The organism is Rhodococcus sp. YH3-3 (assembly GCF_001653035.1).
Classification (GTDB): domain Bacteria; phylum Actinomycetota; class Actinomycetes; order Mycobacteriales; family Mycobacteriaceae; genus Rhodococcus_F; species Rhodococcus_F qingshengii.
The window spans coordinates 2665118-2680924 of record NZ_BCWH01000001.1 but is presented as its reverse complement, the minus strand read 5'-3'; the positions used below and the strand labels follow the sequence as shown (position 1 = coordinate 2680924).

At 63.5% G+C, this 15807-nt stretch carries 16 protein-coding genes; 3 read left to right on the top strand and 13 right to left on the bottom strand.

From position 1 onward, the window contains the following. Positions 1-19 precede the first annotated feature (19 nt). Positions 20-859 carry a dTDP-4-dehydrorhamnose reductase gene (rfbD, locus tag YH3_RS12515; RefSeq protein WP_064443421.1) on the bottom strand — a complete coding sequence of 280 codons (840 nt, stop codon included), beginning with the start codon at positions 857-859 and terminating at the stop codon, positions 20-22. Between the two features lie 114 nt (positions 860-973). Here rfbD and YH3_RS12510 point away from each other — a divergent pair, with 114 nt between their 5' ends. Together YH3_RS12510 and YH3_RS12505 are read left to right on the top strand one after the other, a co-directional pair. Further along, positions 974-2458 (top strand): LCP family protein, encoded by a 1485-nt coding sequence (locus tag YH3_RS12510; RefSeq protein ID WP_037125651.1) that lies wholly within the window; start codon positions 974-976, stop codon positions 2456-2458. 38 nt (positions 2459-2496) lie between these two features. After that, a complete protein-coding gene (locus YH3_RS12505; RefSeq protein WP_003940786.1) occupies positions 2497-3210 on the top strand; it encodes a TIGR03089 family protein in 714 nt (237 codons plus the stop codon). A 3-nt stretch (positions 3211-3213) separates the two neighbouring features. Here YH3_RS12505 and YH3_RS12500 read toward each other — a convergent pair whose 3' ends face one another. The 7 genes from YH3_RS12500 to YH3_RS12470 form a co-directional block, all read right to left on the bottom strand. Continuing rightward, entirely contained in the window at positions 3214-5664 is a 2451-nt protein-coding gene (locus YH3_RS12500) for an ABC transporter permease (protein ID WP_047271709.1), read from the bottom strand. Next, positions 5661-6458, bottom strand: a complete 798-nt coding sequence (locus YH3_RS12495) for an ABC transporter ATP-binding protein (RefSeq protein WP_064443420.1) — start codon at positions 6456-6458, stop codon at positions 5661-5663. Before YH3_RS12495 ends, YH3_RS12500 begins: the two co-directional genes overlap by 4 nt. Positions 6459-6592: 134 nt before the next feature. Beyond that, positions 6593-7285, bottom strand: a complete 693-nt coding sequence (locus YH3_RS12490; protein ID WP_003940960.1) for a response regulator transcription factor — start codon at positions 7283-7285, stop codon at positions 6593-6595. A gap of 35 nt (positions 7286-7320) precedes the next feature. Continuing rightward, the gene (locus YH3_RS12485; protein WP_030535022.1) at positions 7321-8508 is read right to left on the bottom strand and encodes a sensor histidine kinase; all 1188 of its coding nucleotides are present in this window, start codon (positions 8506-8508) and stop codon (positions 7321-7323) included. 35 nt (positions 8509-8543) lie between these two features. Then, the gene (locus YH3_RS12480; protein WP_042922156.1) at positions 8544-8921 is read right to left on the bottom strand and encodes a hypothetical protein; all 378 of its coding nucleotides are present in this window, start codon (positions 8919-8921) and stop codon (positions 8544-8546) included. Between the two features lie 7 nt (positions 8922-8928). Then, positions 8929-9441, bottom strand: coding sequence for a 5-(carboxyamino)imidazole ribonucleotide mutase (gene purE, locus YH3_RS12475; RefSeq protein ID WP_030535024.1), 513 nt, complete (start codon positions 9439-9441; stop codon positions 8929-8931). Then, positions 9425-10624 (bottom strand): 5-(carboxyamino)imidazole ribonucleotide synthase, encoded by a 1200-nt coding sequence (locus YH3_RS12470; RefSeq protein WP_245361607.1) that lies wholly within the window; start codon positions 10622-10624, stop codon positions 9425-9427. Before YH3_RS12470 ends, purE begins: the two co-directional genes overlap by 17 nt. A 191-nt stretch (positions 10625-10815) precedes the next feature. Between YH3_RS12470 and YH3_RS12465 the strand changes: the two genes are divergently transcribed. Next, the gene (locus YH3_RS12465; protein WP_007731156.1) at positions 10816-11415 is read left to right on the top strand and encodes a GtrA family protein; all 600 of its coding nucleotides are present in this window, start codon (positions 10816-10818) and stop codon (positions 11413-11415) included. 26 nt (positions 11416-11441) lie between these two features. Here the strand turns inward: YH3_RS12465 and YH3_RS12460 are convergent, their stop codons facing one another. From YH3_RS12460 to YH3_RS12440, 5 genes are all read right to left on the bottom strand, one after another. Then, positions 11442-12764, bottom strand: a complete 1323-nt coding sequence (locus YH3_RS12460) for a HAMP domain-containing sensor histidine kinase (RefSeq protein WP_007731154.1) — start codon at positions 12762-12764, stop codon at positions 11442-11444. A gap of 26 nt (positions 12765-12790) precedes the next feature. Next, positions 12791-13471, bottom strand: a complete 681-nt coding sequence (locus YH3_RS12455) for a response regulator transcription factor (protein WP_003940916.1) — start codon at positions 13469-13471, stop codon at positions 12791-12793. A 37-nt stretch (positions 13472-13508) separates the two neighbouring features. Further along, positions 13509-14075 carry a PH domain-containing protein gene (locus tag YH3_RS12450; RefSeq protein WP_003941034.1) on the bottom strand — a complete coding sequence of 189 codons (567 nt, stop codon included), beginning with the start codon at positions 14073-14075 and terminating at the stop codon, positions 13509-13511. Between the two features lie 90 nt (positions 14076-14165). Beyond that, on the bottom strand, positions 14166-14741 hold the full coding sequence (locus tag YH3_RS12445) for an HdeD family acid-resistance protein (RefSeq protein ID WP_003941007.1): 576 nt from the start codon (positions 14739-14741) through the stop codon (positions 14166-14168). 118 nt (positions 14742-14859) lie between these two features. Beyond that, positions 14860-15714, bottom strand: a complete 855-nt coding sequence (locus YH3_RS12440) for a biotin--[acetyl-CoA-carboxylase] ligase (RefSeq protein WP_003940755.1) — start codon at positions 15712-15714, stop codon at positions 14860-14862. Positions 15715-15807 lie beyond the last annotated feature (93 nt).

The window sequence follows — 15807 nt, the reverse complement described above, 5'->3', positions numbered from 1 at the left end:
CCACTGTCCCGAACAATGCTCACGCCAGAGCGGCGTGCAGAGCCTCTCGCCACGGACGCAGCGGCGTCATTCCCGCGGTAACCCACGCGCGCTCGGACAAGACCGAATATGCCGGGCGCGGGGCAGGGCGTACGAACTCCGCACTACTGCACGGGCGCACCCGAGCAGGGTCTGCTCCGATCTCCTCGAAAACAGCTCGCGCCAACTCGTACCAACTTGCTTGCCCGCCGTTGGTCACGTGGAATGTCGACGCACCCGTGAAGTCCAGCAGCGCGAGTTCGACGATGCCGCCGGCCAGATCGACGCTGTACGTGGGTGACCCGATCTGGTCGTCCACGACGTTCACGAATTCGCGTTCGGCTTCGAGCCTTCTCATCGTGGCGACAAAATCCGTGCCGACACCGGAGTACACCCACGCGGTGCGGACAACGGCCGCGTCAGCCCCCGACTCTCGAACAGCGATCTCGCCGTCCAGTTTGGTTCGGCCGTAGACCGTCGCGGGACCGGTCGGTGCATCGACGTCGTATGGCGAGCTTGCATCGCCCGGAAAGACGTAGTCCGTCGAAACGTGGATCAACCGCGAACCCACCCGCGCACAGGCTTGCGCGAGATTCCGCGGTCCGATCTCGTTGACCGCCCTCGCCGCCTCCTGGTCGGTCTCGGCAGCATCGACGGCCGTGTACGCAGCGCAGTTGATCAGCACCGAACCAGGCGAGACGAAGTCGTCGACCGCGCGGCTGTCGGTGATGTCGAGCTCGCGGGAACGGACGGCCGTCACAGTGTGACCCGCCGACGTTGCGAGAGCATCGATACGTGTTCCGAGCTGCCCTCGGGCGCCGGTGAGCAGGATATTCGTCACACGGTTGAGTCTGGCACGCCGCGTCGAGGTACCCGCGGCCGAGCATCGGACCAGTAACCTGAAGGGGTGTCCCACCAGCAACCGCAGCGCCGCGCGCGTCCACGACCTGCGCCGATTCGGACCAAGACGAGCCCGGCTCGCATAGCGGTCGCGGTGCTGTCCGTGCTCGTACTGCTGGTCACCGGGTTCGCGTGGCGGGGTGTGGACTCGTTGAGAAACAGCCTTGCCACTGCCAGCGGACTCGGCCTCGGTGGCGGCAAGGACGGCGCCATCGACATTCTGATGGTGGGAACGGACAGTCGAACGGACGCGCACGGCAACCCGCTCTCACAAAGCGAGCTCGACTCGTTGCGCGCAGGTGAGGAAGTTGCGTCCAATACCGACACCATCATCTTGATCCGCGTCCCCAACGACGGGAGTTCCGCGACCGCGATCTCGATTCCCCGCGACGCGTACGTCAACGTCCCGGGTATCGGTATGTCGAAGATCAACGCCGCGTTCGGTGCCACCAAGGAAACCGAACGGCTGAAGTTGGTCAACAACGGGTCGTCCGACAGCGACGCAGACAAGAAGTCGACGGAAGCCGGCCGGACCGCGCTCATCGGAGCGGTGGCGAATCTGACCGGCATCACCGTCGATCACTACGCCGAAGTCGGACTACTCGGATTCGTCCTGCTGACCAACGCAGTGGGCGGAGTCGACGTGTGCCTCAACGCGCCGGTAGACGAACCGATGTCCGGAGCCAATTTCGCGGCCGGGAAACAGACACTCGACGGTGCCGACGCGCTGAGCTTCGTGCGACAACGACACGATCTTCCTCGCGGCGACCTGGACCGGATCGTTCGCCAGCAGGTGTTCATGGCTTCTCTCGTCAGCAAGGTACTCAGCGCAAAAACCCTCAGTGACCCCGGCAAGCTCAGTCAGCTGACCTCGGCTGTCCAGCGTTCCGTCGTGATCGACGACGACTGGGACATCATCGAGTTCGCCAAGCAGTTGCAGAATCTGGCCGGCGGCAAGGTGCAATTCGAGACAATTCCCGTTCTCGACATCAACGGCATGACCGATTACGGCGAGTCCATCGTCAAGGTCGATCCCAAGGCCGTCAAGAAGTACATCGCGGGATTGGTCGGCGCCGACAGCGAGGACTCGGAGGAGACCTCCGAAGCACCGACCACGGTGAATGCGTCCTCGATCACGGTCGACGTCGCAAACGCCAGTGACATCGCAGGGTTGGCCAGCGGGGTTTCCGAAGCGTTGAGTGCCCTCGGATACAAGCAGGGTCAGGTCGGCAACAACACCGGCTCCGACGTCACCGAATCTACGGTGTTCGCAAAGTCCGCGGACGACGACGCAGCACTCGCGGTGGCCGAGGCACTCGGCGGTCTGACGGTCAAGGCGGATTCGTCATTGTCCTCGGGCAAGGTTCGGGTTGTCATTGCCGAGGACTACAGCGGCCCGCAGTCCGCGGACGCGGTATCCCCGCCCGAAGGAGCGACAAGCACGACTGAATCGTCGAGCACCACCGAGACCAGCCCCACTCCCGCCCCTCCCGGCCCGCCGATCGACGCGGCCTCCAACGGCCCGCGCTGTGTCAACTGAAAAATTGTGTGAACTGAACGGCTGCGTAAGCTGACGACGTGCCTTCGCCTGTAGACAACCTGACCGACGCCCTCCTCGGACCGATCCTGGCTGCCGACCCGGCCGGCCCTCGCGTGACCTACTACGACGACGCCACCGGCGAGCGCATCGAATTGTCTGCGAGCACTCTGGCCAACTGGGCGGCAAAGACAGCGAATATGGTCCGCGACGAGTTCGCTCTCGAGCCGGGCGGCAAAGTTGCCGTGCTGCTTCCCGCGCACTGGCAGAGCGTCGCCGTCTTGCTGGGTGTGTGGTGGGCAGGCGGTGAGGTGGTCCTCTCCCCCGACGCCGACGCCGAACTGGCTTTCGTCACTGCCGACCGACTGGACGATGTTGCGGACGTACCGGAGGTAGCCGCACTCTCCCTCGACGCGTTCGGCAAAGGTTTGAGCGATCTTCCGCTCGGCGTCGCCGACTACGCAACCTCCATCCGTGTGCACGGCGACCAGTTCCGTAGCGCCGGAGCCGGTTCGGCGCTCGAAGGCCGGTCCGTAGCGGACACGATCGACGCGGCACGGGCATCGGCGAAGAACGTCGAATTGGTGTCGACGGATCGTGTCCTCTCCAGTCGCACGTGGGACACGGCAGACGAATTGATCGACGGGCTTCTGGCAGTTCTCGCCGCGGGCGCCTCACTCGTGCAGGTGGCCCACCCGGACGCGGAAGCTACCGCGCGCCGAGTGGGCACCGAGAAGGTCACGAAACAGTTCTGAACGCTAGCTCGCGAGAGCTGTCACCGGTGACACCAGCCCCGCCCGCCTAGCGGGGAGCAGTGACGCGATCACACCGCAGATTCCGCCGATCAACACGATGGCTACCAACTGCACCCACGGCACTGCGCTGAGGGCGACGTCCTCGATCCCGAATACCGATGCGGTACCGGCTACACCGAACACCATCCCGAACAGCACTCCGATCACCGATGCGACTCCTGCCACGAGCAGCGCTTCCCAGATCAACATGGCTCGAATTCCCTTCTTGGTCAGTCCGAGTGCGCGAAGCAGTCCGGATTCGCGGCGCCGTTCGAGAACGGACAGTGCCATGGTGTTTCCGACGCCGATCAAAGCAATCAACACCGCTACCGACAGCAATCCGGCAACCACCATGAGCATGGTGTCGAGGATCGAATCGAGAGCTGAACGCATCTCGGTCATGCCCTGAACATCGCTGCCCGGCGCTTCCTGGCGTGCCAGTTCCGTGATGCGGTCGGTGGCGGCCAAAGCCTGTTCGTCAGTATCCGTCCCCAGCCTTACCCAGTACGAATCGGTGGTCGGCGCGGTGGCCGCTGCACCGAGATCGCCTCGATCCAGTAGTGCTGGTTGACCTTTCACGCCCTCGACCACGCTGACGTTCACGACGCCGCGATCCCCACGCACCGTCGCCGTATCGCCCGCCGAAAGCTTGTATTCGGTCAGGTCAGCGGGCGAGAGCACCAACTGACCGGCCGCGGGTACCGAGATCTCGGTACGCAGAACATCTTTCACCCGCGCAGCGTCGACGCCGAATCCGGCCAACGAACCGCGCCCGTCGATCGTCAGTTCGGCCTTGTCCAGACCGCTCACCGCGCCGACACCGTTGACCGCGGCGATGTCTGTGCCCAACCCTGCGGGAAGCGGTGCCGAACCTGAACTGCTCACCATGACGTCGACGGGGAATTGACTGTCCATCGCCGCGGGTGCGGCTTCCTTGACCGTCGCGATTCCCACGACGAGCGTGCTCGTCAAGGCCACACCGATCAACAATGCGGTGGCTGTCGCCGAGGTGCGGCGTGGGTTCCGACCGGCGTTGCCTGCTGCCAGGCTTCCCACCGGACCGATCAGTCTCGCCAACACTCCGCCGGCCGCATTGATCAGTGCAGGCACGATTCGACCGGACAGTGCCGCGATCCCCAGGAACGAGAACAATCCACCGGCGGTTGCGGCCGGCACCTGCTGATTCGTCACTCCCAGGACGGTCATCGCTATGCCCGCGAGCAGGATCACGACGCCGAGAACCCGGCGCACCACCGATACCTGAACGCTCTCGGGCTTGGACTCCATCGGCTGCAGTGCTGCCAGCGGGGAGAGCCTCGTTGCCGCCCGCCCGGGCGCAGATGCAGCGAGCATCGTCATCACGATGCCGACGGCAAGACCGACGAGCACGGTCACCGGGGTGACGCTCAGTGACGAAAGAGGAACCGGCACATCTGCGGCCGTTGCTACGCGACCGATTGCCCAGGCAAGTCCGACACCCAGTCCGACGCCGATCACCGAGGCGATCACGCCGACCGCCGCGGCTTCACTGCGAATGCTCCGGCGAACCTGTTTGGCCGTGGCGCCGACGCATCGCAGCAACGCAAGTTCCTGAGTGCGCGCCGCGAGCAGCACGGCAAATGTATTGGCGATCACCAGCGCGGCAACAACAACGGCGATGGCGCCGAAGGCGAGCAACACCGTGCTGAGGATCTTGGTGCCGCCCATGTATTCGGCTGCGGCGTTGTCTGTGGCTTCTTCGCCGGTCAGCACGGTGGAGTCCGCGGGCAACGCGCTCGCGATCGAATCCACGAGTTGTTGCTGAGAGCGTGAACCGTCACCGGCGACACGGAACTCACGTTCGGCACTGTCACCGGCCCACGCGCTCACCTGCTCGGCGGTGGTGAATATCTTGATCCCGCCCAGTCGTTGCGCCGAACCGGAGAGGTCGACCAGTCCGACTACCTCCGCGGTGGGTGCGGCGGCACCGACCGTCGAATCCCGTGCCGTGACTGTGATTCGGGCACCGATCGGTATCCCGGAGTCCGCGCTCACCAACACCTGCCCCAGACCGGCCGGAATCGATCCCTCCGACACCTTCTCCCAACGCAATTCGGGATTGTCGGCAATCGAGAGCGCATCCCCGTAGGACGCGCCCTTTGCCTCGGAGTCGACACGAACATAGGTCGACACGTCGTCGGCCACCGCCGAGACGCCCGGCACCGCGCTCAGCAGTGCTTCTGTCACGCCTGGACCGGACGCGACGACATCTGTGGTTTCGTATTGCGTCGCAAGTGATTTGCTCACACTCGCGTCGACCGTCGAGCTCAAGGTCAAAGTCGCGACGATGTATCCGACGGCGATCACCACCGCGAGTATCGACGCCACATAGCGCCCGGCATGTGCCCGCGCCTGCGCAAAAGCCAGACCTCTCATCGCAGTGCACCCGAAACTGCAGGAACATCGGCCAGGTCGTCGGCACCGAGAGCTCGCATGGCACCGATCACCGAGTCGACGGTGGGATGGTCGATCTCTCCGGCTATACGCCCGTCCGCGATCAACACGACTCGATCCGCGCACGACGCCGCCACCGGATCGTGTGTCACCATCACGACCGTCTGACCGGTCTCCCGGACACTGGTGCGCAAGAGTCCCAGAACCTCTGTCCCGGAACGGGAATCCAGGTTGCCGGTAGGCTCGTCGGCAAAGATCACGTCGGGCTGGGGCAGTAATGCACGGGCGACAGCTACACGTTGCTGCTGACCGCCGGACAACTCGTGCGGCAGGTGGTCGAGGCGCTGCGACAGGCCCAGCTTTCCGATCACCTCGTCCATCCACTCGGACGAGGGTTCACTACCTGCCAGCTTCATCGGCAGCAGCATGTTCTCCCGAGCAGTGAGCACCGGTAGCAGGTTGAACGCTTGGAAGACGAATCCGATCCGCTCGCGTCGCAGTTCGGTGAGCTCCGTGTCGCCGAGTTTCGTGACTTCGGTGTCGCCCAGGAAAACCTGCCCACCCGAGACCGTGTCGAGTCCGGCCAGGCAGTGCATGAGCGTCGACTTTCCGGAGCCGGACGGGCCCATGATCGCGGTGAACCGCTCGCGACCGAAGTCCACGTCGACTCCGCCGAGCGCGTGAACCGTGGTCTCACCGGTGCCGTACACCTTGGTGACACCGCGGGCAGTGATCGCCGGCACTGCGGCTGGTTCCGTCGTGGTGTGCGCATGCATTTTTTGCCCTCCGTAAAGCTTCTCGCTATGACGGAATCGACGTTATTGCAGCGCAAGTGGTCTCCGCGTCGGAGTGCGGGGCGATCTTGGAGAGCCCGGTGTCATCCCGGGGTAGGACTGGACAGGGCGGCGTGTCAGCCCTCGGTGCCGAGGAGATCTGCGCGCCGGACGAGTCCGATCTGGAAGGCGAAGACGACTGCCTGTACACGATCACGAGAATGAGTCTTTGAAAGAACCCGTCCGACATGGGTTTTCACTGTCGTCTCGGAGACGTGGAATTTCGCAGCGATCTCCGAATTCGACAGCCCGTACGCCATGGCTTCGAGCACCTCGACCTCGCGCGGCGTCAACTCTTCGGGCAACTGCGCTTCGGGCGCCGAGCCTTCCAGGAGTGGCCCGACGTGCTGAAGCAGTCGCCGAGTGGCCCGGGCTTCGATCACCGCGTCCCCGCGGTGCACGGTGCGGATGGCGTCGAGCAACTGCTCCGGTGGCACGTCCTTGAGCAGGAAACCACTGGCGCCCGCCCGGATAGCCGACATCACGTACTCGTCGTTGTCGAAGGTGGTGAGCACCACGACCTTCGGCGCATCGGGGTCGGCCAGGAGCCGACGAGTCGCCTCGATGCCGTCCATCTTCGGCATCTGGACATCCATCAGAACGACGTCGACATGACGGGCGGCCAACTCGGTCAACGCCTGCTGACCGTCCGAAGCCTCGACAACCACCGACAGATCCGGCTGTGAGTCGATGACCATTCGAAAACCTGCGCGGACCAGCTGCTGATCGTCGATCAGTGCCACTGCGATCGGAGCCACGTGTTCGTCCATGCCACTCACCTTAAGACCTTCGGACGTTTCAAGACCTACCCAGACGTTCGTTCGTACGGCAAGACGGCCCGGACGCTGTATCCGCCGCCTGATTTCGGTCCGGCGGTCACTTTGCCTCCGTGCAGCTTGGCTCGCTCGGCCATTCCGATCAGTCCCTGTCCGCCTGGTGACGATTCGACCAGCGCGGCGCTGCCGCCTCGTCCGTCGTCGGTGATACCGAGAACGAGTTCGGTTTCAGCCCAAGTCATCTCGACGCTCGCCTGTGCTCCAGGCCCCGCATGTTTGAGAACGTTCGTCAGCGATTCCTGCACGATGCGATACGCCGTCAACCCCGCACCCGCAGAGAGTTCGCGTGGTTCCCCGGTCACGCTGACGGCGATGTCGAGTCCGCTGCTGCGTAACTCGTGGAAGAGACTGTCGATGTCGCCGGCGCCCGGGATCACCGAGAAATCACGGGGCGTGTCCTCACGCAGGACGGACAGCAGCGATCGCATGTCGGTCAACGCTTGGCGGCCGGTGGAGGCAATTGTTTCGAGTGCCTGAATTGCAGCCTGAGGATCCTTGGCCGCGCTGTAGCGTCCACCGTCGGCCTGAGCGATGACAACGGTCAACGAATGCGCGACGATGTCGTGCATCTCGCGCGCAATCCTCGAGCGTTCGCTGATCGTCGCGATTTCCGCTTCCTGCGCACGCTCGAGTTCGAGCAACCGTGCGCGCTCGGTCAGACCTTCCAATTGTTTGGTACGAACTCGACGCAAATCACCGAACGCCCAGACCGCGAGCATGAAGATCATGACGGCCACGGACTGCATGACCTGCGAGGACACCGGGATTCCGTCGTAGCCGAAGTATCGAACAGTCCCGGCAATCGAGCCGAGCAACGCGAGCACCAGCCCGGTGAGTGAACTCCACCGAGCACCATAGGCGGCCAGCGCGTACAGGGAGATGGGGACGACAACGGCCGATGCGAGCAGTGTGTTGCCGATGAAGATCACGTGTAGAACTGCGAACCCTGCGATCACCATGCCGGAGAGTTCGGGGCGCGAGCGTCGCCACGCCAACGGAACGGTCATACCCAGCGAGATGAACACCGCCAGCGGACTCGCCTCGACCGCAACGACAACGCTGAACAGTGCGGCAACCGTCGCAATGCAGATGTCCACACCGCGAGCATGTTCCGCACTCCAGCGGACGAAGCGTTCACTAGTCGGAAAACGAGCCATGCCGCCAAGAGTAGCTTTTACTGACGAGCTCTCACTCAGGTGCGGTAACCGCCGTCTTCGAGACCGGCCTCGATTTCGAAGCGGTTCCGCGGCCCGCGATGACGCAGTTCCTCACGCAGGTACAGCAACCCGAATATGATTCCGTACCTGGCCCATTGGTCCGCGTGGACTGCCTCGTGGCGAAGGACGGGTCGCGTCGTGTTTCGCCGCGTGAGATACACACCACCGAGAGTTGTTCCCCCTCTGGCGAACCCGCTGCGCAGCCCGGAAGCGACGAAGATCCCGGACTCGTCGTCGAAGCGGATGTCCGCGCGGAGAATCCCGGCGTAGAACAGGGCGATGCGGGTGACGAATGCGGACTGCGCGCTGCCCCGACTCGCTCGGATCAGCGGCAGCCCGCGTCGTGCACACACGAGAGGTTCAGCCCAGCAGTTTCTCGCGGAGCGCCTTGTCCTTGTCGAGGACCATCGACTCGAGGCTCTCCTGGAAGGCCACCATCCGCTGCTGAAGTGCGGGGTCCGAAGCACCGAGAATCCGAGCAGCCAGCAGACCGGCGTTGCGAGCGCCACCGATCGAGACCGTCGCCACCGGGACGCCGGCCGGCATCTGCACGATCGAGAGGAGTGAATCCATACCGTCGAGGTACTTGAGCGGCACCGGAACACCGATGACGGGCAACGGCGTAGCCGAGGCAACCATGCCCGGAAGGTGCGCGGCGCCACCGGCACCGGCGATGACGACCTTGATTCCGCGGCCCGCGGCTTCCCTGGCGTAGTCGAGCATCCGCTGAGGCGTGCGGTGCGCCGAGACGACACCGACCTCGAAGCGGATACCGAACTCGGCCAAAGCTTCGGCTGCAGCTTCCATGGTCGGCCAATCCGAATCGCTGCCCATGATCAGGCCGACCTGCGCGCTCTCACTCACCGTGTACATCCCATCCGTCGGTCCAAACTGCATACGAAAGCCAATGTGCTGCGCGCTCGGCGCGTTCCCGAACTGCGGCAACGTAATTCGGATCGTCGATGGATCCGGCGCCGCCCACGATGTTGACGTGACCGATCTTGCGATCCTTGCGCTCACCCTTGCCGTACAGGTGGATCTTCGCGTCGGGCATCCGAGCGAACAGGTGATGGACACGCTCGTCCATCGTCATCTCGGGCGCTTCCGGTGCACCGAGAACGTTTGCCATCACCGTGACCGGTGCGATCGGCGAGGTGTCGCCGAGCGGGTAGTCGAGAACTGCACGCAGATGCTGTTCGAACTGAGAGGTGCGCGCGCCGTCCATCGTCCAGTGACCGGAGTTGTGCGGGCGCATGGCCAGCTCGTTGACCACGAGAGTGCCGTCAGTCGTCTCGAAGAGTTCGACGGCCATCGAGCCGACAACACCGAGCTCGGACGCGATGCGCAACGCCAATTGTTCGGCTTCCTCGGCAACGGCACTCGAAAGGGCGGGAGCAGGTGCGATCACGACGGCGCACTGGCCGTTGCGCTGAACGGTCTCTACGACCGGCCACGTAGCGCCCTGGCCGAACGGCGACCGCGCGACCATGGCGGACAGTTCCCGACGCATCGAGACCATTTCCTCGACGATCAGCGGAACACCCTTGTCCAGCTGCTCGGTGACGATGGCTTCTGCTTCGTCCTGATCGTCGGTGATCCAGACTCCGCGGCCGTCGTACCCTCCGCGAGTTGCCTTGATGACAAGCGGCCAACCGTGTTGGGCACCGAAACGCACGACGTCTTCTGCCCACGTCACTTCGGCGTACGCGGGTACGGGCGCGCCCAGTTCGGCAAGTTTGCGACGCATCAGAAGTTTGTCCTGAGCGAAGATCAGAGCCTGCGGCGGCGGCTGAACGTTCACGCCTTCGGCAACAAGAACCTCGAGATGCTCCGTGGGCACGTGCTCGTGGTCGAACGTCAACGCGTTGGAACCGACCGCTGCGCGTCGAAGAGCGTCGAGGTCGGTGTGGCTGCCGAGCACGACGTCGGGGCTGACCTGAGCTGCCGGCTCGTCCGAAGTCCCGGAGAGCACTCGGAGCGTCTGGCCCAGGGCCACCGCCGCCTGGTGAGTCATCCTGGCCAACTGTCCGCCACCGATCATGGTGACGACGGGCATGGATGCTTTTGCCGGTCGAGGGGTGGTCGGGCGGGCGGGGATCTGCGCGGGATCGTTGTTGCCGGTCACGGCTCTCTATGTTGTCATGTGCCGCGTTCGCCCGTTCATTCAGCGTTCCCAATCTGTGATTCTGCTGATGAATCCGCGGCAAATTGGTGGTAACGCGGTTTCGTTTCGTAAACTCATCTGTTGTGCCATTTGTCGACGGGGTCATTGCCCGCATACCCCAACCGTTTCGTGACATCGCTCTGCGTCACAGCGAGCTGATCAAATTCGCGATCGTCGGCGGAACGACCTTCCTGATCGACTCGGGCATCTTCTACACACTCAAGCTGTCGATCCTCGAATCCAAGCCGATCACGGCCAAGATCATCGCCGGCGTCGTCGCGGTGATCGCGTCGTACATTCTCAACCGCGAGTGGTCGTTCAAGAACCGTGGTGGCCGTGAACCAGCGCACGAAGCTGCGCTGTTCTTCATCATCAGCGCCATCGGTGTCGTCATCAGCTTCATCCCGCTGTACATCTCCAGTTACGTCTTCAACCTGCGCGTACCCGAAGTCAGCCTGGCGACGGAGAACATCGCCGACTTCATCAGTGCATATGTCATCGGCAACCTGCTGCAGATGGCGTTCCGATTCTGGGCCTTCCGCAAGTTCGTGTTTCCCGACGAGAATCCGGAACCGCTCGAGCTGTCCGACACCACAGGATTGTCCGAAACCACAGCGTTATCCGAAACCACGGCGCCTGACCCGGTAATTCCTGATGCCGAAGAGGAGCTCGGGCACTCCTGAGTTTTCCGTCTGCGCCGACCTTTCGGTCAGCGCGGTTCGCGGTGCGGAACGACGTCCGCGGTCGGCGCCGTGTTGGCCACCGGCAGGAAGACGGCGAACAAGGCAGGCTTACGCCTCTGCAGTTCCAGGCGGCCCCCGTCGGCTTCGATCAGTGCACGTGCGAGCGCCAACCCGACGCCGGTGGACCCCGCCCCCGAAAATCCTCTGTCGAAGATGTGCGGCGCCAGATCGTTCTCCACACCGGAGCCTTCGTCGGTGACCTCGACGCACACCATCGAGTCACGGCGAGACGAACTGCGACCCGTACCGTCGATCAATCGCACCGACACCGTGCACGTGCCTTCACCGTGTTCGAACGAATTGTCGACCAGAACGGAAACAGCTTCACGCAGACGCGAACCTGTGGTCGCAGCCATCACCGTGCGATCGCCGCGTAGGCGCAGCCTGCGTCCCTCTCCGTCGAACTGAGCCTGCCAGTCGCGAGTCACCTGTTCCAGCTCGCCGACTACCGACACCAGACTCGCCGATGACCCACTGGTGCGCGACGAGCGAATCAGGTCGTCGATTCCGTCGGTGAGCCTGTCCACTTGCGCCATGGCTTCCTCGGCCTCGTTCACGACGTCAGGATCTTCGTGAACGGACAACTCGTCCAGGCGCAGCCGCACTGCAGTCAGTCGACTGCGCAGTTGATGCGAGACGTCCGCAACCAGCGCGCGCTCTCGTTGCAGCCGCACCGAAATCTCCACGGTTGCCGCATCGAGGACGTCGGACACGCGGTCGAGTTCGGGGATGTCGTGCCGACGAGGATCCGGCCGGAAGTCGCCTTCGGCGAGGCGCGCCGCCCGGTCGGCCACATCCTGCAGCGGATCGGCAAGCCGACGCGCAGTGACCACAGCAACCACGGTGCCTGCCGTGATGGACAGAAGCACGAGCACGCCGACAGCCATCACCGCCTGTTTCTGCTGGGTGCGCAGGTTCTCCGACGGCACCTCGAGGCGCAACGAGCCGGACGTTCCCATCGCGAGCGATTCGACGAGTGCGTTCTTGACCGTCGCCTCACCGACGTCGACGCGTGCAGCGCCGTCGACGACGGTCGGATACACGACGACGAGGCGCCCGTCGTTCGGGGTGAGAACCTTGAGCGAATCTGTGTTCAACGCACCTTCGACGAGTCCGTTCGTCCCCTCTTGCGCGATGACCTCAGCGGCCATCCGGTCGAGGCGCACCCGGAGATCACTTCGCGTCACGTCCTCCACCCAGAGCCACGCCGTGTAGATCAGCGGAACCCCCAGCAGCAACGCCGTCATGATCACGACAGCGAGAATCGACTGCAATATGCGACGCCGCATGCCGGCAGTTCCTGATTCTCGAGAAGTTAGTCGGTGTTGATTCGGAAACCGACACCGCGGACGGTGGCAATCCTGCGTTCCACGGCGGGGCCCTCGTCGCCGATCTTGCGGCGCAGCCACGACATGTGCATGTCGAGCGTCTTCGATCCACGAAGCTCGACGTCGCCCCACACCTCACGAAGGATCGTATCGCGCGAGACCACTTCCCCGGCGTGCTCGAGGAGGACCCGCAGAAGCTCGTATTCCTTGTTGGCCAAGGCGATTTCGGAGCCGTTGACGAGTACGCGTCGTGCCGCGGGCTCGAGCCTGATGCCACCGACCTCGACGATCGTGTCCTCGCGGCCACCGTGGCGACGCAGGAGTGCTCGCACACGTGCCATCAACTCGGCGAGACGAAACGGCTTGCTGACGTAGTCGTCGGCGCCCGCGTCCAACCCGACCACGAAGTCGACTTCGTCGGTCCTGGCGGTCAACATCAGCACGGCGAGCGAGGTGCGATGCGCACGAATCTGTCGGCAGACCTCGAGGCCGTCCATGCCCGGAAGGCCGAGATCGAGAATCAACAGGTCGAAATCACCTTCGAGCGCCTGCTGCAACGCAGCGGGTCCGGTCGGTTCGACCGTCACCGAATACCCTTCACGCCCCAAGGCGCGGGAAAGGGGTGCAGCAATGGCCTCGTCGTCTTCGGCTAGCAATACGGCAGTCACACGAACAGACTACGGACAACACGCCTTTGCACGTTGATTACCAGCCATTTCGATCGTTCGGGTCGTCGTTTTCACCTGACGGCCACTGCGGTGCCTGCGAGGGTGGCTGCTGCATGGAATCGAAAACCTGGTGATACAGCAGGGCGTGAACGTGCTCGACGTCAGGAATGTCGTCGAACTCGAGCGGATCGTCACTGGCAGATGCGATGACCAGAGTTCCGGTCTTGAGCATTCGATCAATCAGGCCGTGACGGAATTGAACATTGCTGATCCGTCCCATGGGAATGTCGATACCCGTGTGCGTGAGCACTCCGTGGCGGATGAGCACTCGCCGATCGGTGACGATGAAATGCGTGAACTTCCAGACCGTGAACGGCGCAACCGATCGCCAGGCCACGACACCGAGCCAGATGATTCCGACGGCAATGGACGACACGGTGCGAGCCGTGCCGTCCAATCTCGTCTGTGCGAGGCCCAGCAAGAACCCGGCGACGGCCGTCGCAAGTACGAACGTCAGCGCCGGAAGCACCAACATCTTCCAATGAGGATGGCGATGCAGTATCAGTTCCTCGTCCTGAGCGAGGGCGTCTTCGGGATATCCCATGACGGGAAGTCTGCCACCCCGCACCGACTTTCAGGCACACCGACTTTCAGGCACACCGACTTTCAGGCACACCCGTCTTCAGGGCAACGCTCAGGGCTGCGCGATCTTTCGCAGCACCAACGGGGTCACGACGATGATGATGCCGTACAGCACCATCCACACGCCGACCACGATGCGGAAGACGTCGAGCGAGAGTTCGGGCTGCAGAAGGACGATTGCACCCGCGACGATGCTGATGACTCCGAGCACGATCGACAGACCGCGATCGACGGTGTGCCCGGACGCCGCGTCGACCAGATCGAGAACGCCACGGAATACCCACCAGGCACCGATCACCAACGCGATCAGAACCACCGTCTGCAAAGGGCTACGGAGAACCAAGAATCCGAGGAGCACTGCCAACGCGCCGGAGATCGCGACGAGCGTGCGAGTTCCACCCGAAGCCGTCACGTCCGCGAACGAACGGATGATCTGAACGATTCCGAATCCGAACAGCTGGATCGCAATGACAACCGCGACCACGAACAGGGTGGCATCCGGCCACGCGAGTACCGCGATACCCAGGCCCAATGTGAGGACACCGAGCAGCACCGTCACGCCGGTGAGTACGCGGCGAGCGCTCTCGGCCGTCTCGGCTTCGGTCGGAACAACGATCGGTGTGGTCATGACGCCCCTAGGCAGCTCGGTAAATCCCGCAGTTGAGTGAAATGAAGGACGGACGGTTGGTTCGAAAACCGGTCCGGGCCAAAAATTAGCACTTTGGTGCCAGAAAATCCGGCAACGTTCACGATTCGGTGACCGGGGCGGCGCGAAGGTGCGTGATATCACCTGCTGCGACCGCAAAGGTCTCCCCATCTGTTCCCTCGATTTCGATGACGACGCGTCCGGAAGTGTCGACGTCGGTCGCGATACCGAACACCTCCTTGTCGCCCGGCAAAACCGCGCGGACTCGTTTGCCCAGCGTCCCGCAGCGCTGCCGGTATTCGGCAGCCAACACAGATGTATCCCATTTCGACGATTCCCAAGCACGGAATTGCGTCGCCAATTCACGGGCGATTGCGCGAACGAGAGTGTCGCGGTCGACAGTCGATGCTTCTTCGATCAGCAGTGACGTAGCGGTCGGGACGGGCAGCTCCTCGACGCCGAGGCTCACGTTCAGCCCGATCCCCACCACCACCGCGGGATCGGGCGCCGTCCTCGCCACCTCGGCCAGAATGCCGGCGACCTTCTTGTCACCGATGAGAACGTCGTTCGGCCACTTGAGTTCTGCGGGCACTTCGGCCACGTTGCGCAGCGCGTCGACGACCGCGATTCCCGACAGTAGCGGGAGCCAACCCATGTCCGCGAGATTCATTCCGGGCATCGACAGCAGAACCGACATCGAGATCTGCGCTTGCGGCGGACTCACCCACGTGCGCGAATGACGGCCACGGGCACTCGCCTGATATTCGGCGATCAGAACGTGACGGTCGGCATCCGGATCTGCCGCTCGCGCAAGGAGATCCGCGTTCGTCGAACCGGTCTCCTCGACAACGTCGAGGCGGTTCCAGAAAACGCGCGCGTCGTCGTTGTCACTGCGCACCAGTGCGCGTCGTAGGGCATTGCCGTCGAGGGGCGGTCGGTTCAAGTCGGTCCACATAGCCCCAGCCTATGACGACGGCGAGAATGTACTGGTCAGTAGCTTGAGCCTGCAAGACAGCGACAATCGGACCTGCCTTCGAAGCCCCCCACG

Coding starts and splice junctions, on each gene's coding strand:
- purE (WP_030535024.1), bottom strand. CDS start 9,441: ATGTACACGGTGAGTGAGAGCGCGCAGGTCGGCCTGATCATGGGCAGC.
- YH3_RS12460 (WP_007731154.1), bottom strand. CDS start 12,764: ATGCGGCGTCGCATATTGCAGTCGATTCTCGCTGTCGTGATCATGACG.
- YH3_RS12485 (WP_030535022.1), bottom strand. CDS start 8,508: ATGGCTCGTTTTCCGACTAGTGAACGCTTCGTCCGCTGGAGTGCGGAA.
- YH3_RS12450 (WP_003941034.1), bottom strand. CDS start 14,075: ATGGGATATCCCGAAGACGCCCTCGCTCAGGACGAGGAACTGATACTG.
- YH3_RS12445 (WP_003941007.1), bottom strand. CDS start 14,741: ATGACCACACCGATCGTTGTTCCGACCGAAGCCGAGACGGCCGAGAGC.
- YH3_RS12495 (WP_064443420.1), bottom strand. CDS start 6,458: ATGCATGCGCACACCACGACGGAACCAGCCGCAGTGCCGGCGATCACT.
- YH3_RS12470 (WP_245361607.1), bottom strand. CDS start 10,624: ATGCCCGTCGTCACCATGATCGGTGGCGGACAGTTGGCCAGGATGACT.
- YH3_RS12440 (WP_003940755.1), bottom strand. CDS start 15,714: ATGTGGACCGACTTGAACCGACCGCCCCTCGACGGCAATGCCCTACGA.
- YH3_RS12500 (WP_047271709.1), bottom strand. CDS start 5,664: ATGAGAGGTCTGGCTTTTGCGCAGGCGCGGGCACATGCCGGGCGCTAT.
- YH3_RS12490 (WP_003940960.1), bottom strand. CDS start 7,285: ATGGACGAACACGTGGCTCCGATCGCAGTGGCACTGATCGACGATCAG.